The following is a 20,804-nucleotide window of genomic DNA, read 5'->3' as shown; positions in this document are numbered from 1 at the left end:
CCGTTTGTACGGCGATTTCTTCGCTGACAAGTTCTTTATCGACCGTGTCAGCGAATTCTTTAGAAAAAATTTAAGTGGTGGATGATTTGATATTTGAGTACCCAGGGGGAAGATGTGCGTTTAGCCATTCATCAAGGTGATCTTCAAGCAAATAGTGGTCGCAGACCCAGCGCCGCATGGTCAATCCTTCGGCCTCTCTGGCGTCGGCATCATGGATACGCTCCCGCAGCGCATCTATCCAAGCTTGTGGCGAGTTGGGGACACAGCAAGCCGGGCTGTTCCGGTAGGGATCTATATCGGTGCATACGACCGGGATACCGAGGATGCCGTATTCGAGTAATCGTAGATTGCTCTTGCCGCGATTGAACGGGATTTCTGCCAGTGGTGCGACCGCAATATCGAGATTCAATGAGGCCAGATAGGCCGGGTAGTCGACCATATTGACGAGCTCATGGAACTCGCTGAGTAGCGGGCGGATTTCATTAGGACACATGCCCATGAATACCCAGTCGGCTTCATCGCGTGTTTTTTCGATAATTTCCTTAAGTAACAGCAGGTCATCTTGATGAGTCACGCCGCCGGCCCAGCCAATCCTTGGTTTCGTGCCTGCTCGTTTGGTGCTCTGTAATGGTAGCCAAGCGGCCTGTGCCAGACGATTTGGTACCACTCTGATGTCACGAATCAAGTGTTGGTAGGTTTCGGCGAGAAATTCGGTCGAGACGACGAGTCGATCGCAGTGGGCAAAAGAAAATTTGAGACGGGCTTTGGGATTCGGTGGGACTCTTGGCCGAAACGGGTTGGTCTCGGCCAATCCGTCCAACAGGTCATCCATTGCATAAACAGTGAAAGGTCGGCCTGGTGCTGAATGTAGTCGAGCAAGTGACTCGAGGCGCTCGTCGGTCATGTAGTGTTGGAGGATCAGGCTGTCGGGTGCCAGACGGATGATCTCACTTGGCGTGGAAACAATTTCCCCATCCAATTGATTCCAGACGCAAGCCTGTACCCTCCCGGTTTGCTGCAGCGCAGTTAAAGGAGCGGTGATCCGGAAATAGCCCTGGCCATTTATGAGGGGTCTGGCCAGTATCCGTGGCAAGTTTTGTGGAATGATCTGCCAGTCTGCAAGGTATCTGGCTTCAGGTGTCGGATGTGTTTCAATGAGGGATAAATTGGAGTTCCAGAACGGGTCGGCCGCAGCATTTGGCCACCAGCGCTGAATAAATGAATTTTCCTGATTATTTTTGTTCAGCGCGCTGAGCGCAATTTCATCGACAGTTTTGGGTAAATTATATTTATCGGTGTTTTCAGAAACCAGATTGGCTAGGGGCTGGCAAATAAGTCGATCGCCATTTTCACGCAAGCGCATGCTGAGATCTGCATCAGCCCAATGATCCGGAAAGTTTGATGCATCCATACCACCAACGCGCAAGTAGCTTTGTTTTTTTATCAGATAGCAGGCATGGGGTAATAGGCTGATATCACGCGGCAGCTGGATGTAATCCAGATAGCCTTCGTCTTTAACAGTGGCGACTCCTTGGTACGGAACGCCGCGAGTTGAGTTCATGCCAAGAACGTAGCCGATGTTCTCTATTTGCGCAGAGCCTGGTCTTAGCAGTCGCGGCATGACTGCCGCGACCTTATCTTCGGTAGCGGTGCGAACCAGTTCGCCCAGCCAGGTTTCCTGTATGACTTGTGCCTCCTCCCGGAGGAATACAATAAATTCGCTATTTATGCGGTCGACCGCAAAATTACAGCGTTTTGCGTATGTATTATCAACAGAGTTGATGAGGGGCTGTATAGATATCCTGGATTTGTCTTCTTGCTCACGTAGAAGCTGAATAATGTCAGGTATTGCGTCGTCCGACTTCAAGCTGATAAGAATTTCGAAGTTTTTATACTGCGTCAATGCAATAATGCTTTCAAGGCAGCGACTCAGTAATTCATAGTTGCCTTCCGAGATGATGCTAATCGTTACCCTTGGTTCGAGCGGTAGTGGGGGCCGGATGCACCAACTTTGTTTTCCGGTATATAAAACCTCAACGTCGACGCCCATCTGTTGGAAATGAGCATGAAGCTGCATTTTGCAGTCAGCGAAGTTCGGGCTGAAGGTGTCGGGATAGCTCAGCAAGATGTCTGGAATGTGCTTGATACTATTCCAGCCGAATTGGCTGGAAATTCCGAGCAGGAGTGCAAAGTTGCTGTTTGCGTACTCATTGTTCCCCGGTAATGCCAGCCAATCCTCCCGGCGAACGCATAGTACGCCCGCCAGATCGGAACTCAGCAGGGCAGAGGGGTTGCAGCCGGGCTTGAAGCGAGGTGCAGTGTGGCTGTCATCGTCGCTGTAGCAATCGTCATCAACGAAAAATGCTTTGGTGTTCGGGTGTTCCGATGCTGAATTAGCAATGCGCCATAAATAGAGCGGGTCGAATTTTATTCCGGCAGGAATTTCGATGATCCAGTCACAGCGCGCTTCTTCGATTCGTTGGGCGATCTTCTCTTTGGAAGCTTCGTCTTGGCCAAGGGGGTGCCAATGAATACAGGGAATGTCGTCTAGTCCTTCCGGTACAGGGATTTCGCTGAAAACATCAAGCACCCAGTCTGAGTAAGTTTGAGCAGCAAGGCTGTCCAAGGTGTTGGCAAAAGACCCCATTTCTGAAAAGCGGAGCCGACTGATGATGTGAAAATGAGGTGGGTGACTGGTTTCAGAAACCTTTGCCGTATATTTTTGTAAAATATTCTCGCGTTGGGCGAGCCAGGAGCGGTGGGCTTGTACTTGATTCTTATTGTTTTTTTCTTTGGTGTAAGTGCTTGCTAGTTCTTTGTTTTTTGTTGCTTGGTGCGAGAGGAGGGGATTGCTCTTTGCGATAGTTTGTTCGGCGTAATCGCAAGCTTTTGCCTGGGTTTTTTGAATTAAATTCTCGATGTCAACTTTGGCATTAAATTCTGTTTCAGAGAGAAATTTTTCAATTTCTGCCTCATCGATCTTTGGTATGTATTTACTTCCAATTTCTGATTCATTTATTCTTGGAATAATAATTTCCGCGCTGTCTAAATGATCAATGAATTGGTCAAGATAAGGGTTTTCGATGTAGGCAACAGCGCATCCACAGGCAAGCGCCTCGTAAATAATCGTGGATGGTTCATAAGTGTAAAAAACTTCAGAAGCACGCAGGATGTCAGCTATTTCTTGGTGCGTTCTCGGTATATTGATTGCCAAGCTGGTTCCATTGGGGTTTGATAAGACCTCTGAACTGATTTTGTGCTGGAAATGAAGGTATTTTCCTGCGTAGTAACAGAATCCCTTGCGTTCTTGCTGTATTTCCCCTTTATGGAATATTCGTCGATCAACCAATGGCATATCCAGCCTATCCGACGAAATGCCATCAAGAATCACCCCGCGGTAGTGGAAAACAAGGTCAGTTTCTGGATAGTGACTGTCCCCCCCCAAGTGTCCTGGTTTGTTCAGTGCCCAACGGGCAACGACAGGAAGATTCAACGGATTACCAGAAGCTACCTCGGGGTATATGCCGATTGGTACAACCCCTGAGGCATCATGCTGTCGCATAATTTCTGGAGTAATCATGGGTGTTCTCAGGTATGGGCTAGTCTGCTCTGGCGGCGCGGTGACATAAGCTTCGTATCCTGATTCGTTCAGTATGTGGCAAAGATAGTGAAGCGCTCTTATCCCGGCAGAAGTTTGCCGGAAGGCTGGTGCAACGATGTAATATGGATGGTGAGTCCGCTGAAAAAAGCCATTCTTGCCTAGGCTTATTGTGTTGTTCATGGTGCGTTTCGTGCCCTAATTGAGTTTGTATTAAGCGGACTACTAGTTCGACTGAGTGCGACGCTGGTTGAGGTTTCTTGACCATGCCGCGAGACGCGGATCATCAGGAAATGCCCGGTGATAATGGAATACCGATCCCTTGGTCAATTCATAGAGATAATGTGGTCCTTCAAGGATGCAGGCAGGAATATCTGTCAATCTATCTGGAAAGCGCCATATTTGCTCACCTTGGCATGAACGGAACCAGTCTGCAGGTCCTTGTCCAAAAATACTGCAGAAATCAAAAGATTTCTTCTCTTCATCGACGACAGTGGTGTAGTGGGTATCAAGGCCGTTGCAAGTCCTATCCACAGAGAAACGATGACGCACTTCGGCTGCAGCATTTTTTGCCAGTCGCAGGTAGTGCTCAGGGTTATCCACAAGCCATCGTAAAGCATCAGCAAAATGCTGCGGACTGGTGATCCGTAATCCGGTCTCCCCATCCCTTACCAATTGGCGTTCTGCTGGGTTGTCCATCACGATGGGAACTACGCCCATAGCCATGGCTTCCAATAATGCGTTTTCCGTCGTTCCGTAATGCAGCGGGTTGAGCAGGTAGACAAAAACGTCGAATCCCGCCAAGGTTTCGGCGATGTTGGTGCGGTAACCGCATAATTCGATCCGGTCGTCCATACCAAGGTGCTTGGCTTGTGCCTCTAGTTCTTTTCCGGTAGTTGGGTCGCCAACCATTGATAGTCGGAATTCTGGTAAATCAACAGCGGCAAGGTAATCCATCAATTGCGGGTGTAGTTTTGCGAAATTCAACGTTCCCACATAGCCGGCTCGTAGCTGTTTGTGTATTGGATGGCGTGCAGGATTGGGCAGGTCATCAAAGCCGCCGGAACTGAAAACCACACCTATTCGCTGCCTGATGTCGGGTTCCAGTTGAGAAAGCGCAGAGTGTTCCAGTGAACAGGGCGAGGTAAATAGGAAGCGATGGGGGGCGCGAACAAAGTCTGGGAGAATCTGCGGTGGGTGTAGACCGGATACATGGCTCCAGATAATCAGTCGCATGGGCGGCAGGTTGCCCGAGCACATCCATGCGGCCATTGCCGGGTGATGCCACCATTCCAGCTGAACAATATCTGCGCTCGCTGCAAGCCGGTTAAGTTCATCAAATGTTGGGCGGATAACCAGTTTTCCACCATGTGTTTCAACATGGTCAGCGAATTGCGATTTTTCCGGTGCTTCCAGCGTGGCAATTGTGTGTTGGATCCCGTCTTGCGACCGTGCCGATTGTTCCACCAGTCGGGATAAAACTTTTCCGACACCACCACCGAGGTGTGCCGTGACGTGCAGAACATGAATTGCTGCCATGGTTTCAGCTTTTTATTACTCTCTAACAAGCAGGGAAGTTTCCTGAAACCAGGAACGATAAGCAGGTTGCAACAGCTTGGTGGGACAAACGGAATGCCAAGCCCAAGCGCCTGCTTGCGGACTGGCCTTTACATATTCCCGCTTCTGGTCTGGCGGTCCGATCAATTTGCATTCGAACAATAGCGAGATATGGTGGGTTCGCGATGGCCGGGTGTTATCTACCGTTTCATAAATCGCCAGCGGTGTCGGTGCGAAGACGGCTTGTGCGCCCAGTTCATTTTCCGAAACAGCTAATATCCGCTCGCCAAAGCTTTCTCCGAGCCGCAGGCAACCGCCCGGGATGTGCCAGCCTTGGCCAAATATTTCATCGTCCCGCCACGTTAAAAGTATTTTTCCTTGCTGGTTACGAATTAGCAGGTCGACATTTACTAATGGGGTAAGGCGGCTGACGCAAAGAAAGAGTTCTTCAGGAAGTCCTTGGGCGGGGGAGGTGATCGTTTTATCAATAAGGCAGATGGCCTTCAGAATTTCTTGATTTGTTTGCGTTGTAGCGATTGTCGTCATTGAGCTAGCGAAAGGTCTGGTCACTGAAGGTTGAATTCCTTGGCCCATGCCGCCCAGGCTGGGTCCGAAGAGATGAGCGCCTTAAATTGGTGTTGATGATCAATCACTTTTTTCGTCTGGCCTTCTTTTCGCTCCAGAGCCTGCGCCAAGGAGTAATGAGCAAACGCGTGACTTGGGTGATTGTTTACGACATTTTCGAAATATCCAATCGCAATGTCGTAATCTCCGACGAGCAGGCGGTGATTGTTGACAAAATTTACATCAAGATTGACTCGGTAAACATAGCGAGATAATTCATCAGGGGTTAAGTCGGAAGTCTGAATTCCTGATTGATAAATGTTGGTGCTCAGAATGTCACTGTCGTCCTTGATCAAGCCTTTTTCAACACAGATTTCGTAAAGCCGACTGCCGCGAATGGGGGCTGCGGTGTAGCAGTTAGCCCAGTCAATGCCGGCCTCCTTGATCATGGTGATGGTCATCTGACGGTCTTCTTCCGTTTCGCCGATGAAACCAAAGATGAAGAAACCATGTACCAGCAGACCGGCCTCACGAATCATATTTACAGCCGGGCCGACATCCTTGACCTTCATCGGTTTGACAATGATGTCCTTGAGAACCCGCTCTGAACCTGATTCGATGGCTAGGTTGGCAATCTCGAGTCCGGCGGACTTGAACAGACGGGCGAGTTCCTCGTCGATGAACTTCACGTTTAATCCACTGGGAAACTCCAAAACCAGGTTCATGCCGGATAGTCCCGCTAGTATCTCCTTCATGCGGTCTTTACGAAGCAGCGCCTGATCATCGTTAATGACGATCTTTGTCATGCCGAATTTTTCTACCGCCAGTTGTACATCTGCCAGAAAACGTGTGGTGCTCATGTATCGCATCGATGTACCAGAGAGCGATCCCGCAGCACAGAATACACATTTGAAAGGACAGCCACGGCTGGTAATGAAGGGCAGGCGAGTTCCGCCGCGCCCATCGTTGTGAAAGGGGTTGTTGTTGCGGCACCGGGTGTCGTAAAGCTCCAGATCGAGCAAGCCGAAATCCAACGGTGGAATATCATCCAGATTTTCGATGTATACGGCCTGCGGGATGTAGCCATTTGCTTGCTTTTCTCGCGTTACCCATGCTTGGTGGGTGGACAGCAGTGCCTGTGGATCGTCGGCGTTGACGAGATCAAGCATTGGAATCTCACCTTCCGAATGGCAGGCGGCATCGAAGTGGGGATTGTATTGGAAGAGTTCTTTACGGCAGTTGGTCGAGACATTGCCGCCGATCACCAACAGTGTGTTTGGGCGTAGCGATTTGATGATGGCCGATACATCTCTGCACTGGGTGAACATCGATGTGAATAGACCGGAAACGCCGATGATGTCGGGTTCGAAGCCAAGTAATGCCTGCTCGACTAATTGCGGCGCGGGTTCTCCGTAGAGATTCATGTCCAGAACTCTGAACTCAACGTTGAAGCGAGCATGTGCACTTACGTAGGCGGCAATGGCGAGCAAGCCGTAGGGGATTTCTTTGTATTGGGCCAGGTTCTGTGCGATGGCGTCGATGCTCGAGTGCGTGGGTGGGATGACGAACAGGAGCCGACGTGTTATGGACGTGTCTTTTTCGACGGGTTTTTCCGTTTGTGCGGATGCCGCAGCCACCTTTACCGGAAAAGCTTTCGAGTGGTAGTGATCGTGAGAGTGATCAGAGGATGCGGACATGGCAGTTCTCATTTCGTCAAAGGGCATTCATGCAGGGAAAATTTTCAGCAGTTTCTCGCGGTCATTGTCGAGAACATCTTCTGGAAACGTGTTGTATTTGTATAGTTGGCACTGAGCCCAGGAAGGATGCATCCCCCTTCTCCTTTGGGTTGAAGGTTGCGGAATTTTCGCAACTCGTCACCGTTCCAGATTTCAGCCAACGATTGACTGGCGATATGCCGAACAAATGGCAGGGGCTCCATCGCACAGCAGGGTTCTATTTTTTCGTCGGGATGGAGTTGCGCGAGGAAAAAGGGTTGGGTGCAAATCCGGGGGGCGATGATGGGGGGGCATTTACCGGAAGCTGGTGCGTTGGAAATATCAATTGCAGCCATGAAGATATCCTTTTCTTAGGGCTTGACTTCCGGAGTCGCGGTAGCATCTGGTCGATAGCACTGCTGTAGCCGTTCTGCATCCGCATCCAGTACGTCTTCCGGGAACATGGCGTGGCGAAATTGCTGACAGGACGCGCAGACGCGGTTGTTGCTACGCTGGCCGAGCAGGAACATGCGGCGGAATGCGTTGAGTTTGCTGCCGGCCCATATGTCGGTCAAAGACTGCTCTGCTGTATTTCCAGTCACCGTCGGTGATTCCATGCCGCAACATGGCGCGACCATGCCGTCCGGGTTGAGTTGCATCATGTAGAACGGTTGCGGGCAGACTTCAGCATCGCTCACGTCCGCGCCATTCTGCGTTTTGTGCATTGTGGCCTTGCCAGCAACGCGGGTGTAATCGATCAGTGGCGTGGCGGGTAGCAGATGTTCTATCGCGATCACGTCCGCAATGTCTCCAAAGAGGCGGTAGAACTCCTTTTCGTCAGTGTCGGAAGTGAGTACAGAGTCGATGATCTTGACGCATAGTTGCGTCCGCCCCCGAATTTGATACAGATGCGTCAGGTTGGCGATTATTTTGTCAATGTCTGAATAAACACCGGTTGTCTTGCCGTACTGCTCGGCGGTGACGCCTTGGATGGAAACGCGAATGCGGTCTACCCCTGCATCCACCAGTTTTTCTGCCAACTGCTGCGTTAGCAGCGCGCCATTGGTTACGATGTCCAAGGAATCTGCTATTTGCGCTGCTTTTGCATAAGCCACCATCTCGGCGATCTGCGGGTGTAGCAGAGGTTCACCCGTACCGGCAAAACGCAGCATTTTCAGTTTGTCTGGGAAATGACTCAGCTCGTCAATGCTTTTACGGTAAAGGTCGAAGTCGAGAAATTTTTGCTCCGATATATAGCCCCTTTGGGCGTTGGGCAGGCTCAGGACGCAATAGTTGCATTTGAAGTTGCACGCATAGACAGGGAAGACCTGTAATAAATACGGCGTACGCAACGGTAGTTCCTGTGCTAGGCGGGAACGAGTGCCGATGGGCGTTTGATTGTCGATGAGCCGGGCTTTCACGCGATTTCTTCCTTTTCGTGTTTATGAAAGGCGGTGCAACAGTATTTCGGCATCTTGATCAAGAATGTCTTCCGGGTGCGAAACGTCGTCGGGGGCGTTGCAGTTGGCGCATTTCGGGTTGCCATCACGATTGCCGCGCAGGTGTTCCTTCCAGAATTCCCGCAGTTTTTCGCCTTGCCACATGTCCAGAAGCCGCTCTTTGTGAATATTACCCAGCACGATGGGTTTGTAGATGGTGTCGCAGGGTTCGACATCGCCTTCGGGAAAGACGCCCAGCATGTAGAAGGCCAGTGGGCAGGCCTTGCGATGCTCAATCGTCCGCCCGTAGCGGTCATAGTTTGTTTTCATGCCTTGGGTGATTTCTACGCCGGCGTAGGCAGGGAGCATGCGTTCAACGTACATGCGGTCAGAACAGTCCTTGAACTTGTCGTAGAACTGCGCTTCTTCTCCTGGATCGAGGGAGACATCCATGATTTTGACGAACAGTTCGGTTCCCTTGCTGTTCTCATGGAAGTAGCGGATATTTTCGTAAATCTCATCGAATTCGACATTGACACCGCCAATTTCCTTGTACTTCTGGGTTGTCAGGCCCTGCAGTGAAATGCGCAGGGTGTCCAATCCTGCCTCGATCAGACCATCGGCCATCTTGCGGGAGAGCAATCGCCCGTTGCTGATGATCTCAATCCGCTCAGCGACATTGGCCGCCTTGGCGATACTGACCATTTCCGGGATATTCTTGTTCATCAGCGGCTCGCCTTGGCCGGTTAGGGAGAGCAGGCGGAAACGCTGTGGAAACTCTGCCATCTGCGCGATGACCTTCTGGAAGGTTTCCATCGGCATGTGTTGTCGTTCAAGACCGTATTTTTCCTTGATGACTTCAGGGGAAAACATATGGGCACAGTAAACGCACTTGAAGTTGCAGTAGGTGCTCGGGAAAACATAGATGCTGTATGGCGTTTGCAACGGAACGGCTGTCGCCAGTTGGGTGCGCTGTGTGCCGTAGATCGGCTCAATTTTGGAAACCATGGGAATCCTTTAGAGAAAGCGTGGGAGCAGCCGGGCTGCATCGGCGTCGAGGTTTTCCAGCGGGTCATTGATGGCGTTGAAACAGGTGCAGCCATTGCATTCTGGGATAGTGTCTTTTTCCAGTTTCAGCATGGTGATGAGCAACTGTTTGCGCTTGGGGCCCTTCCAGATGTCGAGCAGGCTTTGTTCTTTCATGTTGCCCATGGAAAGCGTCAGGGGCAGTCCGGGAACCGGGCAGGGGAATGTGTCGAAATTGCAGCCGATTTGCAGGAAGTAGAAGGACTGACCGCAGACTTTTCGATCAAGATCAAGCTCTTCGTTGTAGAAGGTTTTGCTAGGGTCGACCACGTCTTTTAGGTCATCCATCTGCTGCTGCATCACCACCAGATGTTCAATGAAAATACGGTCGGCGATGTTGCCGAACAGAGCAAAGAATTTTTCTTCGTCTGCTTTCGATTTGAGCGTGGCGTCAATTGCCTTGATGTAGATCTTGATGTCGCCACGGTTCTCGAAAAGATAAGTCAGGTTTTCGAGGAAACCAGGGAAGTCGATTTCCTTGGCGCAAGTTTCCAAATATTGAGCCGAATCTGTTCCCTGAATGGAAATATTGATGTTGGTGAGGCCAGAACTGATCAATTCGTCGGCTTTCTTGCGCGTAAGCAGCAGCCCGTTGGTAATAACTTCAATACGATCTGCGATACCGGCATCAGCTACTTGTCGAATCATCTGGGGTAGGTTGGGATTCATCAACGGCTCTCCTAGTCCGGAGAAGACGACCCGCTTGATACCTTGAGGTAGCTGCTTCAGATTTTCGACGAGCTTGGGGAACCACGTCATGTCCATGTGTTGGACCTTGAGTCCAAGTTTGTCCATGGCGCCATCTGGCTGCCCTTGGGTGGAAATGAGGCAATAAAAGCACTTGAGGTTGCAGTACCGGGTTGTCTCAATGTAGACCGTGAAAGGATGGGCAAGGGGAACGACGTCGGCTAGACGGGTTCTCTTATTGTCTACGTTGGCCTTGATTTCAGCTTTTATTTTGATGTCGGGGGGCATATTCGATTTTCTCCTGGCTTGTTTTTGCTCAGTCGGGGGAGCGCAGTGCATATAAGACCGTTTCCAGACCAAGATAGTTGTAGTTGCGTAGGTGGTAACGGTAATCGGAGCGCATGCTGCTGATCAGGCAGGGGATTTCCCATAGATCGGAAAAACGGTGGTAAACGCAGATAGCCAGTCCGGGGCCAATGGATTCGATGGTTTTTCGTGCACCGTGCAAGGCGTCGATTTCGGCGCCTTCGATATCCATTTTGATGAAAGTCGGCCGAAAGCCTTGCAGGGCTTCATCGATGGCGACGCACTGGATGATTTGATCGCCTTCGGTGCTGACTCGAGCTGCGGATTGGGCATCGTCGTTAGAGGCGAAGCGCAATTGAGTCGTTTCCGAATGTACGCCGCAAGGAAAGAGAAATGTTTGCCGGGGTGGCTTGGGGTGGGTAGCTATGCTTTCGGCGTATTTTCGATACATTGCTACCTGGGGTTCAAAAGCAGCCAGGGTATCGATTTGCTCGACTTGATCGGCGAGTTGTCGAAAGGTATCGCCATCGTAACCGCCGCAATCTACGAAGCGGGTGTAATCCTTGTGCTCCGAGATATCGTGGGCCAGATACTGCAGACAAATGTCATGTGGTTCATCGAGTCGGGTGAAGTCCATGGTGAGATGTGCCTTGAGCAGTTGCAGGAACAGTTCTCGGTCACTTTCTTCGGCCAGCAGTTTGTAGGCTTGTTCGATTTTTGGGCGATCTTCTCCCAGAACATCCAGTTTGTTGTAATTGTCGTCAAAGAGTATTTGCCGGATGCTGCCACCATTGATGCGGCTAAAGTTGATCTCGTGTAGCGCATGGATGTGCTGAAATCCTAGGGTGGACAATGTGGCCTTGATACTCTGGCAAACCTTGAGTGGGAACAGGCCTGACAGGATTATTATGCCCGATGTCTTGGCGGCTTCCAGTTCAGGCGAGTCTGGTGTGAACGTGGGGATGGCGATGCCTTCGGGCTGCGCCGCAGGGTTTCTGTCAATGAATCCGTTGATCGAAATACCGTTTGCTGACAACTGGCGGTACAAGCGTTTTCCCATGTTCCCGGCCCCGTAAAGGTAGAGGGGGCTCTCTCCCAGCGTGCTCAGTTTTCCCGCATCATTTTCGAGTGTTCCTTGCTCGAACTTGCTGAGCAGTTGGTCTAATTTGTTCATGTCGGACATGGATGGGCTCATATTTAAGTATTGGGGTAGAAGGCATCATCGGCCGGGATTTCTCCTTTATCGGCAAATATTGCGCAAACCTTTGGCCAATGTGATGTGGGGGGCCCAGCCAGGCAGAACCTCCCCTTCTTCCCAAGGGGAGAAAATCTCCCGCTTGCGGTAAGGAAGCTTGCCCCAAACAATTTGAGCGGGCTGTCCGGGGTTGGCCTCGTTGAACTGTGTGACGAGTTCCCGGAGGGAAATAGCTTCAGGTGAAGGTAGGCGGTAGAGGGCGCGGTGAGCGGGGGAAAAATTAAGTACATGGCCACAAGCCTGGCTCAGTCCGCGGGTCAGGTCATCGATATGTAACAGATGGATGCGCTGTTCGCCATTGGACATAGGGAGAGGGAGCCCACTCCTGGCTGAGTTCTGTAAATGGTGAATGAGTTTTTTGCGAGGATCGCTAGGGCCGTAGCAATCGTAGAGATGGAGTTCCAGCAAACGGAGTCCATGGGCATCCCGGTAATAGTCAGCAAGGCATGAAAATGCCTGTTTTGTTGCTGCATAGAGATTGGCCGGGCAGTAGGAGGCGTCGTGATAATGTTGCCAGGAGGTGCCAGCAAAGACCATGGCATTGCAACCGGCTTCTTGCATCGCTTCCAGTAGGTAGGTGCCATATTGGATATTGGCCCGCATTAGAGGAGCAATATCTTCGGCGCGGTGCTCCGGGATGTAGAGTGCCGCCAAATGTACGACTACGTCAGGGCGGAAGCGTGTTAGTGCCTCCCGGAATCCTTCTCCGTCTTCGCTGGCTGACCAAAGCTTTGTTTTTGAGAGGAATTCTGGTGGTGATGAACCTGGACGAGACAGACCTGCTACTTCATATCCCAGACTGTTCAGGTGGATGGCCAAGTGGGAGCCTACGAATCCCGTGATTCCGGTAATTAGTACTTTCAATTGGTTTGATCAAATACAAAAGGACTACTGAACGTACTCAGCGGTGGGTGGGAAAGGTCACGAGCTGACAACACCGGGTTGCTTGTTGCCCAAGGGATGTCAGCAGAGTTCCAGAGAATTCCGCTGTCGTGTGCAGGTGAGTACGAGGATGACGTTTTATAGACGACTGTGGCTGCCTGGCTGAGTGTGCAAAAGCCATGGGCTAGTCCTGCTGGAATATAAAGTACGTTTCCTTTCTCTGCGGATAGATGAACGATGGTGTGTTTGCCAAAGGTCGGCGAGCCGGTGCGAAGGTCTACAACGACATCTTGAATCAAGCCATTAATACAATAAACCAGCTTTACATGTGCTTTAGGCGGTGTCTGGAAATGCAGACCACGAATGACGTTTTCTAGGGAAACGGAATAGAAGTCTTCTGTAAAATTGGTGCACAGTCCTTCTGCCTCGAAGGCTTCTTGTTGAAAGATTTTGACTAGTTGCCCACGTTCATCGTGGTGGATGTGCGGGCACAACTCGAAGCATCCAGCGATGTTGGTTTCGATGCGCTGAAAGATAGGCTGTTTCATGCTTGTACGTTTTAAAACGCTGGCCGACAGAATTCACTTAGGCAGTGGGCAACATGCTTTAGTTCGGCCTCTCCAAGGCCCGGCCAAACGCCGAGCCAGAAGGTGTTATGCATGATCCGGTCGGCATTATTTAACGGGCCGGCGGTACGGTAAGTCTTCCCTAGCATGTAAGGCTGGCGCGTCAGGTTGCCGGCAAACAGCAAGCGGGTATCGATCTTGTGCTGGTCGAGGTAGCGCAGCAGGGTAACTCGGTCGAACGGCGCGTCGTCGCGTAGCGTGATCGGGAAGCCAAACCAGGAGGGGGCGCTGCCTGGCGTGGCTTCTGGGAGGATCAGGAAATCGGTCAAATCGGCCAGTTGACTGTGCAATTCGGCGAAATTGCGTTTGCGCGCGGCGATGAAGTCGTCGATGCGGTCGAGTTGTGCCAAGCCAACCGCGGCTTGCATGTCGGTGATTTTCAGGTTGTAGCCGAGATGCGAATAGACGTACTTGTGGTCGTAGCCGGCAGGCAGTGCACCGAGTTGCCAATCGTAGCGTTTGCCGCAGGTGTTATCGCAGCCAGGCTTGCACCAACAGTCGCGGCCCCAGTCGCGGAAGGATTCGATAATTCGCTTCAATTGCGGGTCGACCGTAAAAACGGCACCGCCTTCGCCCATCGTGATGTGATGGGCCGGGTAGAAGGACAGTGTGCCGATGTGGCCGAAGGTACCAACTTTGCGATTGTTAAGTGTTGAACCGAGGGCGTCGCAGCAGTCTTCGATCAGCCATAGACCATGGCGATCGGCCAACTCGCGCAGGGCTGCGGCATCGAACGGGTTGCCCAACGTGTGAGCGAGCATGATGGCCCGCGTGCGTGGTGAGATCGCGGCTTCGATTGCTGCGGTCGACGGGTTGTAGGTGCCGATTTCCGAATCGACGAAGACCGGAACCAGATTGTTCTGCAAAATGGGGTTGACCGTGGTCGGGAAGCCGGCGGCGGCGGTGATGACTTCGTCGCCCGGTTTGAGGGCGCGTTCGCCGAGCAGCGGTGAGGTCAGCGCGGAAATGGCCAGTAGATTGGCACTGGAGCCGGAATTGCAGGTTAAAACGTGGTTGACCCCAAGAAAGCTTGCCAGCTTCTTCTCAAAAGCGTCATTGAAGCGGCCGGTGGTTAGCCAGGCGTCGAGTGCGGCATCGACCAGATTGACGATTTCTTCTCCCCCCAGAACTTTTCCGGATACGGGAACGCTGGTTTGGCCTGGCGTGAAGGCGGTGTGCGCCAGTTTTGCATCGGCGTAGCGGCGTACATGGTCCAGTATGCGCTGACGTTCAATGTCCGGTGTTGGCATGGGGTGTGTCATGGAATATTTGTTATAGAGGCGTGGATTGAATATCGGCGGGGGGGAGCCAAACTTTATGGCTTGGCAAGCGGCTCTCCACGCCTTGCGAGCAAGGTGTTCATGGCAACGCCTCGTCTGCGTACTTTTTTCTCCGCAGCCGGGCGATGGTGCTCATTACTGGTGTGTTCGGTTTTTTGGGGGGGCTTAGGTTAACCGAATTTTGTCTTTTGGGGCGCTTGACTGAGGGTTGGATCGGCGCAGCTTGCCGAAGCCTCATACGCTGCAATTTCCGCTGCACATAAAGCCTGTGCATCGGTGCCGGCAGCTTGTGCGCGATACCAGTCCATTGTGCGACGCACTGTTTCGGTGAGTGGCCATTGGGGTTTGAGGTTCAGTATTGTCTGCACTTTCGCTGTTTCCAGCGCCAGCCAGCCGGCTTCATGCGGCCCGCTTGAGCCATCGCCGTAGTGCACCGCGCCTTGACCGTAGAACGCGCGGGCAAGTTCGATGACTTCTTGCACCGTGGCGGCTGCATGAGGCGACGGGCCGAAGTTGTAGGCGCCAGCCAATTCGGGCTGCTGCCAGAGTTTTTCTGCCAAAGCCAGATAGCCGGCTAGGGGTTCCAGTACATGTTGCCAGGGGCGAATGGACAAGGGGCGGCGAATGTCCAGTACCTGCTCGGTTTGCCAGGCATGGATTGCATCGGGAATTAGACGATCGGCCGACCAGTCGCCGCCGCCAATTACATTGCCCGCCCGAGCCGAAGCTACGGCGACGCCCTGTTCGCGCAAAAAAGCATCGCGGTAGCTGGCAATTACGATTTCACTCGCCGCCTTGCTGGCACTGTAAGGATCGTGACCACCTAACACATCGTTTTCACGATAGGGGTAGGGGTGTTCCATGTTTTGGTAAACCTTGTCAGTGGTCACCATGACTGCCACGCGCACTGAGTCCAGGTCGCGCAGGGCATCAAGTACGTGCGCCGTGCCCATGACATTGCTTGCATAGGTGGCAATCGGATCGCGATAGCTGGCACGTACTAAAGGTTGCGCGGCAAGATGCAGGACGACTTCGGGGCGTACGGCACGAATGATCTGATTTGTGCGGTCGACCTCGCGAATATCGCAAAAATGGCTGGCGATACCTTCGGAGATTCGAGCCAGTTCAAACAAGTTGGGCTGGGTGTTCGGTGGCAATGCCATGCCGGTTATTTCTGCGCCCAGTCGTTTTAGCCACAACGTAAGCCAGCTGCCTTTGAATCCGGTGTGGCCGGTAATGAGTACACGCTTGCCGCGCCAGAAGTCGTGTGCCATCACCATTTTTTCCAGGGGGCGTTGCCGGAGAGCCAGAGTTGTTCCAGCAAGGTTTTGTCGCGCAGGGTGTCCATCGGCTGCCAGAATCCTCGGTGTTGCCAGACAGCAAGCTCTTTTTGCTTGGACAGCGTTTCCAGCGGGCCGGCTTCCCAAAGTGATTGGTCGTTGTCGATCAGATCGATGACTTTCGGTGAAAGGACAAAAAAACCGGCATTGATGACGCCGTCACTGCCGAGCGGCTTTTCGTGAAACTTGGTGACCAGCGAGCCGGAGATTTCCAGTGTGCCGAAGCGCCCTGGTGGAGTCGCTGCTGTGACCGTTGCCAATAGACCGTGCTGGCGGTGGAATTCGATGCTTTTGCCGATATCAATATCGCTGACCCCATCGCCGTAGGTGAAGCAGAAGGCATCGTCGTCGGCGAGGTAATTGCGTACTCTTTTGAGTCGTCCGCCAGTCTGGGTGTTTTCGCCCGTGTCGATCAGCGTGATCCGCCAGGGTTCGGCATGTTGTTCGTGGACTTCCATGCTGTTTTTGCTGAGATCAAAGGTGACATCAGACGTATGCAGAAAGTAGTTCGCGAAAAACTCCTTGATCACGTAGCCTTTATAGCCGAGGCAGATGATGAAGTCGTTGATGCCATGGTGCGAATAGATTTTCAGGATGTGCCATAGGATCGGCATGCCGCCGACCTCGATCATCGGCTTGGGCTTGAGGTGTGATTCTTCACTGATTCGGGTGCCGAGTCCGCCGGCGAGAATTACTGCTTTCATGTGCTAATGCTTTCATTCCACGTTTTCGGGTAGGCGCACCTGTTCAGGGGGCTTGGGTGACGCGATTTTTCCCTGTTTGTTTCGCCTTGTACATTGCTTCGTCGGCGCGTTTTATAACGCTGTTTTGGTCGTCTTCCCGACGCATTTGTGTCACACCTGCGCTGAATGTAATGAGTACTTTGTCGTTTTCGTGCAAAAAGAATTTTTTGGTCAGTTCGCGCTGCAGGCGTGTCAGAGCGAGCGTTGCCTCTTCCAGGTGTGTGTCGGGCAATAGAATGATGAATTCTTCTCCGCCGTAACGTGCGATTGTATCTTGCGGGCGTAACGTCTCCCGGCAGACGCTGGCGAGATGAACCAGTGCATGGTCGCCTGCATCGTGTCCAAGCGAGTCATTGAGTTTCTTGAAATTGTCGATGTCAAGAAGCGCAACGCACAGTGCTGTTTCATGACGCAAAGCGCGGGCAGCCTCTTTTGTGAACATGTCCTCGAGACCATGTCGGTTAAGTACCCCGGTTAATTGATCGTGACGCACCAAGTCGCTGGTTTTTTCCAGTTCTTTTTCCAGTTCGCTGACACGTGCTTCGGTTTCCTTGACCTTTTGCTGGGTCACAAGCAATTCGTCGCGTGAACGTTGTGCGTTGATCTGAATATTTCGCGTTTCCCGCATGACTTCGCCGAGCACGGTCTCCAATTCCGAAATATCGTTGGCGGAGCTGATTTTTTCGGCGAAATCTTCAATTTTGTCGTGGTAATCGGAGGTTGCATCAGCAAAGTCGGCCAAGTGATCGACGAAGCCAGCGAGCATCTGCTTGATTGCCTCGCGAGTTTCGAGAAGGCTCGCTTTTAGTTGGCATTGCTTGAAGAGCACTTCCTTGAGGCGGCGTTCCGCGTCATCGACAGTCCGTTGTGAAAGTGGCTTTTCGATAATTTCGCGCACCACTTCGATTTGTCCGTGCAGCCATCGATCATCGATCACCAGTTCATCGATGTTTTCGACCAGCAAGCGCAAAAGGCCCAGCAAGCTTTTGCGTAATTCTCCTTGATCCTCTGCCAACAGTTCGAGTTTGAAGGCGAAGCGCTTCAGGCGAGTAAGGAAGGATTGCAATTCGTCTGTTTTACGGGCTTGACGAATGTCATTGGCTAGCTGCTTTGCGTCTGCTGCCAATTGTGGGCTTTCGATCAATTGGGTGGCGATCGCGGTTTCCAGCGTAAAGGCGAATAGTTCGCGCAGTTCGTGCAGGAGCCCTGGCGCATCATTATTTGGTGGCGCCGTGGAGGGGGCTGTTTTTTCTGCATCCCCACCGTTGACCACAGGATTGATCTCCTGTTCTCGGCCTTGCCCCCATGAGCGAAGCAGGCCTTGCAGTCGAGTATAAAGATTGTCTGGATTGCTCCCGCTGGCGGATAACACATGTTCCAGAGACTCTCGTTTTCGGGCCGAAGTGAGTCCCGTGTGTTTGGCTTCAGATTGCCGTAATACATCAGCAATCAATTCTCCCCAAGATAGTTTTTGGGATTCGGCAAGCCCTGCAATAAAAGTGCTGAGGTGTGTTTGATAGGCGTCCCAGTCACCTGTTTTTACCGCCTCATCAAGTTGCCGCGCCAGACGCATCTGGTCTGGGGAGCCTTTGGGAAGTGCCGCGGCGAGTGAGCGGAGATGGCGTTCCGGAAAGTCTTTTGTGGTCGGCTTGGTGCCGGCGATTTCGTGATAAGCCGTTTGATAGTTGTCGGGAGTTGGTGCGACCCTGCGCGCAGCTAGCTGCTTGAGCGCATCGCGAGCGATTTCGAAGGGATTCGTTGGGTTGGTCATGTAGAAATCTTCTTGATCATATATAATGCGGCCCCTGATGTTGCCCCCGTAGCATGAAGGTCGTGCAGTTGATTTGTAATCATCAGGTAGCGGTTCGATTCCGTTCGGGGGCACCAGTGTCTTCTGGCATGTTGCCGTAGCCTAATCGGTGAGACAAGTCGTTAGCAGCCTTCAGCATGGCTTTGGCAGTTTCACTCTCCCAGTCCACATCGAATTCGCCGACGGAGCCCAGCGATGTGATGGCGGCAACCATCCTGTTTGTGTGATCGTAGATTGGTGCGCTGAATCCATTGATGCCAGGGGTAAGACTGCCACTGGCGCGCGATAACCCGTGCAAACGAATTTCGGTTAGCGTTTTTTCTAGCTGCCGTCTGCATGTGGTGATAGCTGTTTGAGTTGTTTCGGCTTGTTCGCGCAATTCCAGATCAATCAATTTCTTCAGGTGCGGTGAGCGATAAAAAGCCGCAAATGCGCGGCCGGTCGCTGAGCGGCTGAGTGATAGAACGGCACCGGGGCGTAATGTGATTGTGATGGGGTTTCCTGCGTCGACGATTCGAACAATTGTTGCCCCATACGTTCCCCAAACGGCGAGAGCGACTGTCTCATGTATCTGTTCGCAGAGATTGTCGAGTACAGGGCCGGCGAGCCTTACTGGATCAAGTCGTCCAAAGCCGGCTAGCCCTAGCTCCAGAGCGTAGGCCCCCAAGTCATAGCGGCCCGTTCCAGGATCCTGCTCTACGATTCCTATGCGCATGAAACTCACAAGGTAGCGGTGCGCTTTGGCGGGAGCCATGTTGGCCCCTTTGGCAATGTCGCGCAGCATCATTGGGCGTGTGTGTTTTGCCAATACGTCTAGCAAGCGAAAACCAACCTCAATGGACTGTATGCCTTGCCGTTCATTGGCGATTTTAGTGGTCATGATGAGGTAGAGGGAGGGAAAATGCTCATTCTATGCATCTATGACACCTTTGCGTGCAGCAATATAATTGGATATTAAATATAGGGGGAGATGTATGAGGGCTGTTCTCGTAGCAAACCCGAAAGGTGGTGCTGGCAAGACGACGTTGGCGACCAATTTGTCAGGGCATTTTGCCAATCAGGGTAATAGGACGACCTTGTGTGATTTGGATCGTCAACAATCGGCACTCCGCTGGATGGCTTTTCGCGACGCTGCGCTGCCGGCAGTAACTGGCTATTACGGTGGAAATCAAATCGCACTCAATCTGCCAAGAGAGGCTGATTGGGTGGTTGTTGATGCGCCTGCTGGTTTGCAAGGCTATAAACTGACTGATTACATTCGAGCGGTTGATAAAGTGGTTGTGCCAGTAGTGCCCTCCATCTTTGACATGGCAGCAACGGAGGACTTTCTTAACTCGATCCGTACCGAATTCAGTGGATCGCGCGCGAAGGTTGGCATAGTGGCTATGCGGGTTGATCCGAGAACGCGGGCGGCTGTGATGCTTGAAGAGTTTTTGCGTCACTTTGATATTCCTATCGTTGCCTATCTGCGCAATACACAGAATTATGTGAACGTTGCCGCAGCCGGTGCGACGGTATTTGATCCGCCGCGCGCCAAGCATCGTCGCGATGTCGCTCAGTGGTCTTCATTGATTGAGTGGTTGGAAGCCAAGTAGTAAGTTTTAGAAGTAGTGCTTGACAGCATGGGTGGTGATGTGGATAATGCGCCCCTTCGACGGACGCGGGGTGGAGCAGTCTGGCAGCTCGTCGGGCTCATAACCCGAAGGTCGCAGGTTCAAATCCTGCCTCCGCAACCAGCGCTTTTAAGGTTGCAGCGTCGAATGTTTTGAAAATGGTTTAAAAAATTTTTTCAAAATAGCTTGACGGAAGTGAGTAAGTGTTACATAATCTCGCTTCTCTGCTGCAGACGAATCGCAAGAAACGAAACGGCGCGGCGGGAAATGTTCTTTAACAGTTTGGACAACCGATAAGTGTGG

The 20,804-nt window shown here is 52.0% G+C and carries 17 protein-coding genes and 2 tRNA genes; 3 read left to right on the top strand and 16 right to left on the bottom strand.

The genetic code is table 11. The features are described 5' to 3' along the window. Window positions 1–70 precede the first annotated feature (70 nt). The 15 genes from RCI20_RS12165 to RCI20_RS12095 form a co-directional block, all read right to left on the bottom strand. Window positions 71–3,781: a glycosyltransferase gene (locus tag RCI20_RS12165; RefSeq protein WP_306605876.1), complete on the bottom strand. Its 3,711-nt coding sequence runs from the start codon at window positions 3,779–3,781 to the stop codon at window positions 71–73. Between the two features lie 42 nt (window positions 3,782–3,823). After that, window positions 3,824–5,137, bottom strand: a complete 1,314-nt coding sequence (locus RCI20_RS12160; protein ID WP_306605874.1) for a glycosyltransferase family 4 protein — start codon at window positions 5,135–5,137, stop codon at window positions 3,824–3,826. A 15-nt stretch (window positions 5,138–5,152) separates the two neighbouring features. Further along, complete coding sequence (locus RCI20_RS12155) at window positions 5,153–5,701, bottom strand: NUDIX domain-containing protein (RefSeq protein WP_306605872.1); 549 nt, start codon at window positions 5,699–5,701, stop codon at window positions 5,153–5,155. 20 nt (window positions 5,702–5,721) lie between these two features. Then, window positions 5,722–7,416: a B12-binding domain-containing radical SAM protein gene (locus tag RCI20_RS12150; RefSeq protein ID WP_306605870.1), complete on the bottom strand. Its 1,695-nt coding sequence runs from the start codon at window positions 7,414–7,416 to the stop codon at window positions 5,722–5,724. A 44-nt stretch (window positions 7,417–7,460) separates the two neighbouring features. Beyond that, window positions 7,461–7,790, bottom strand: coding sequence for an SPASM domain-containing protein (locus RCI20_RS12145; RefSeq protein ID WP_306605868.1), 330 nt, complete (start codon window positions 7,788–7,790; stop codon window positions 7,461–7,463). A gap of 15 nt (window positions 7,791–7,805) precedes the next feature. After that, entirely contained in the window at window positions 7,806–8,855 is a 1,050-nt protein-coding gene (locus tag RCI20_RS12140) for a radical SAM/SPASM domain-containing protein (RefSeq protein ID WP_306605867.1), read from the bottom strand. A 21-nt stretch (window positions 8,856–8,876) separates the two neighbouring features. Next, the gene (locus RCI20_RS12135; RefSeq protein ID WP_306605865.1) at window positions 8,877–9,881 is read right to left on the bottom strand and encodes a radical SAM/SPASM domain-containing protein; all 1,005 of its coding nucleotides are present in this window, start codon (window positions 9,879–9,881) and stop codon (window positions 8,877–8,879) included. Between the two features lie 9 nt (window positions 9,882–9,890). Beyond that, on the bottom strand, window positions 9,891–10,934 hold the full coding sequence (locus RCI20_RS12130; protein ID WP_306605862.1) for a radical SAM/SPASM domain-containing protein: 1,044 nt from the start codon (window positions 10,932–10,934) through the stop codon (window positions 9,891–9,893). A 28-nt stretch (window positions 10,935–10,962) separates the two neighbouring features. Then, on the bottom strand, window positions 10,963–12,126 hold the full coding sequence (locus RCI20_RS12125) for an FkbM family methyltransferase (protein ID WP_306605860.1): 1,164 nt from the start codon (window positions 12,124–12,126) through the stop codon (window positions 10,963–10,965). Between the two features lie 66 nt (window positions 12,127–12,192). Next, entirely contained in the window at window positions 12,193–13,071 is an 879-nt protein-coding gene (locus RCI20_RS12120) for an NAD(P)-dependent oxidoreductase (RefSeq protein WP_306605858.1), read from the bottom strand. Continuing rightward, on the bottom strand, window positions 13,068–13,637 hold the full coding sequence (gene rfbC / locus RCI20_RS12115) for a dTDP-4-dehydrorhamnose 3,5-epimerase (RefSeq protein ID WP_306605856.1): 570 nt from the start codon (window positions 13,635–13,637) through the stop codon (window positions 13,068–13,070). The genes RCI20_RS12120 and rfbC overlap by 4 nt, the downstream gene beginning before the upstream one ends. Window positions 13,638–13,648: 11 nt before the next feature. Further along, window positions 13,649–14,977, bottom strand: a complete 1,329-nt coding sequence (rfbH, locus tag RCI20_RS12110; RefSeq protein ID WP_306605855.1) for a lipopolysaccharide biosynthesis protein RfbH — start codon at window positions 14,975–14,977, stop codon at window positions 13,649–13,651. A 188-nt stretch (window positions 14,978–15,165) separates the two neighbouring features. Further along, window positions 15,166–16,269: a CDP-glucose 4,6-dehydratase gene (gene rfbG / locus RCI20_RS12105; RefSeq protein ID WP_306605853.1), complete on the bottom strand. Its 1,104-nt coding sequence runs from the start codon at window positions 16,267–16,269 to the stop codon at window positions 15,166–15,168. Then, window positions 16,269–17,039: a glucose-1-phosphate cytidylyltransferase gene (gene rfbF / locus RCI20_RS12100; protein WP_306605850.1), complete on the bottom strand. Its 771-nt coding sequence runs from the start codon at window positions 17,037–17,039 to the stop codon at window positions 16,269–16,271. The genes rfbG and rfbF overlap by 1 nt, the downstream gene beginning before the upstream one ends. Before the next feature lie 43 nt (window positions 17,040–17,082). Then, a complete protein-coding gene (locus RCI20_RS12095; protein ID WP_306605848.1) occupies window positions 17,083–18,849 on the bottom strand; it encodes a diguanylate cyclase in 1,767 nt (588 codons plus the stop codon). A 42-nt stretch (window positions 18,850–18,891) separates the two neighbouring features. On the opposite strand from RCI20_RS12095, the gene RCI20_RS12090 reads away from it, so the two are divergent. Beyond that, window positions 18,892–18,965 (top strand) — tRNA-Thr (locus RCI20_RS12090). On the opposite strand, the gene RCI20_RS12085 is transcribed toward RCI20_RS12090, so the two are convergent. Then, complete coding sequence (locus tag RCI20_RS12085) at window positions 18,932–19,768, bottom strand: IclR family transcriptional regulator (RefSeq protein ID WP_306605846.1); 837 nt, start codon at window positions 19,766–19,768, stop codon at window positions 18,932–18,934. The genes RCI20_RS12090 and RCI20_RS12085 overlap by 34 nt on opposite strands. A 94-nt stretch (window positions 19,769–19,862) precedes the next feature. Between RCI20_RS12085 and RCI20_RS12080 the strand changes: the two genes are divergently transcribed. Continuing rightward, entirely contained in the window at window positions 19,863–20,483 is a 621-nt protein-coding gene (locus RCI20_RS12080) for an AAA family ATPase (protein ID WP_306605844.1), read from the top strand. A 64-nt stretch (window positions 20,484–20,547) separates the two neighbouring features. After that, window positions 20,548–20,624 (top strand) — tRNA-Met (locus RCI20_RS12075). The last annotated feature ends 180 nt before the right edge of the window (window positions 20,625–20,804 follow it).

The organism is Azonexus sp. (assembly GCF_030824335.1).
Classification (GTDB): Bacteria; Pseudomonadota; Gammaproteobacteria; order Burkholderiales; family Rhodocyclaceae; genus Azonexus.
The sequence above is the reverse complement of the archived record's forward strand: the minus strand, read 5'-3'. Positions and strand labels throughout refer to the sequence as shown.

What these genes read in the sequence shown, in the direction of transcription:
- rfbH (WP_306605855.1), bottom strand. Translation starts at nt 14,977, where the DNA reads ATGACACACCCCATGCCAACACCGGACATTGAACGTCAGCGCATACTG.
- RCI20_RS12080 (WP_306605844.1), top strand. Translation starts at nt 19,863, where the DNA reads ATGAGGGCTGTTCTCGTAGCAAACCCGAAAGGTGGTGCTGGCAAGACG.
- RCI20_RS12145 (WP_306605868.1), bottom strand. Translation starts at nt 7,790, where the DNA reads ATGGCTGCAATTGATATTTCCAACGCACCAGCTTCCGGTAAATGCCCC.
- RCI20_RS12160 (WP_306605874.1), bottom strand. Translation starts at nt 5,137, where the DNA reads ATGGCAGCAATTCATGTTCTGCACGTCACGGCACACCTCGGTGGTGGT.
- RCI20_RS12130 (WP_306605862.1), bottom strand. Translation starts at nt 10,934, where the DNA reads ATGCCCCCCGACATCAAAATAAAAGCTGAAATCAAGGCCAACGTAGAC.
- rfbG (WP_306605853.1), bottom strand. Translation starts at nt 16,269, where the DNA reads ATGGCACACGACTTCTGGCGCGGCAAGCGTGTACTCATTACCGGCCAC.
- RCI20_RS12165 (WP_306605876.1), bottom strand. Translation starts at nt 3,781, where the DNA reads ATGAACAACACAATAAGCCTAGGCAAGAATGGCTTTTTTCAGCGGACT.
- RCI20_RS12095 (WP_306605848.1), bottom strand. Translation starts at nt 18,849, where the DNA reads ATGACCAACCCAACGAATCCCTTCGAAATCGCTCGCGATGCGCTCAAG.
- RCI20_RS12135 (WP_306605865.1), bottom strand. Translation starts at nt 9,881, where the DNA reads ATGGTTTCCAAAATTGAGCCGATCTACGGCACACAGCGCACCCAACTG.
- rfbC (WP_306605856.1), bottom strand. Translation starts at nt 13,637, where the DNA reads ATGAAACAGCCTATCTTTCAGCGCATCGAAACCAACATCGCTGGATGC.
- rfbF (WP_306605850.1), bottom strand. Translation starts at nt 17,039, where the DNA reads ATGAAAGCAGTAATTCTCGCCGGCGGACTCGGCACCCGAATCAGTGAA.
- RCI20_RS12085 (WP_306605846.1), bottom strand. Translation starts at nt 19,768, where the DNA reads ATGACCACTAAAATCGCCAATGAACGGCAAGGCATACAGTCCATTGAG.
- RCI20_RS12125 (WP_306605860.1), bottom strand. Translation starts at nt 12,126, where the DNA reads ATGAACAAATTAGACCAACTGCTCAGCAAGTTCGAGCAAGGAACACTC.
- RCI20_RS12150 (WP_306605870.1), bottom strand. Translation starts at nt 7,416, where the DNA reads ATGTCCGCATCCTCTGATCACTCTCACGATCACTACCACTCGAAAGCT.
- RCI20_RS12155 (WP_306605872.1), bottom strand. Translation starts at nt 5,701, where the DNA reads ATGACGACAATCGCTACAACGCAAACAAATCAAGAAATTCTGAAGGCC.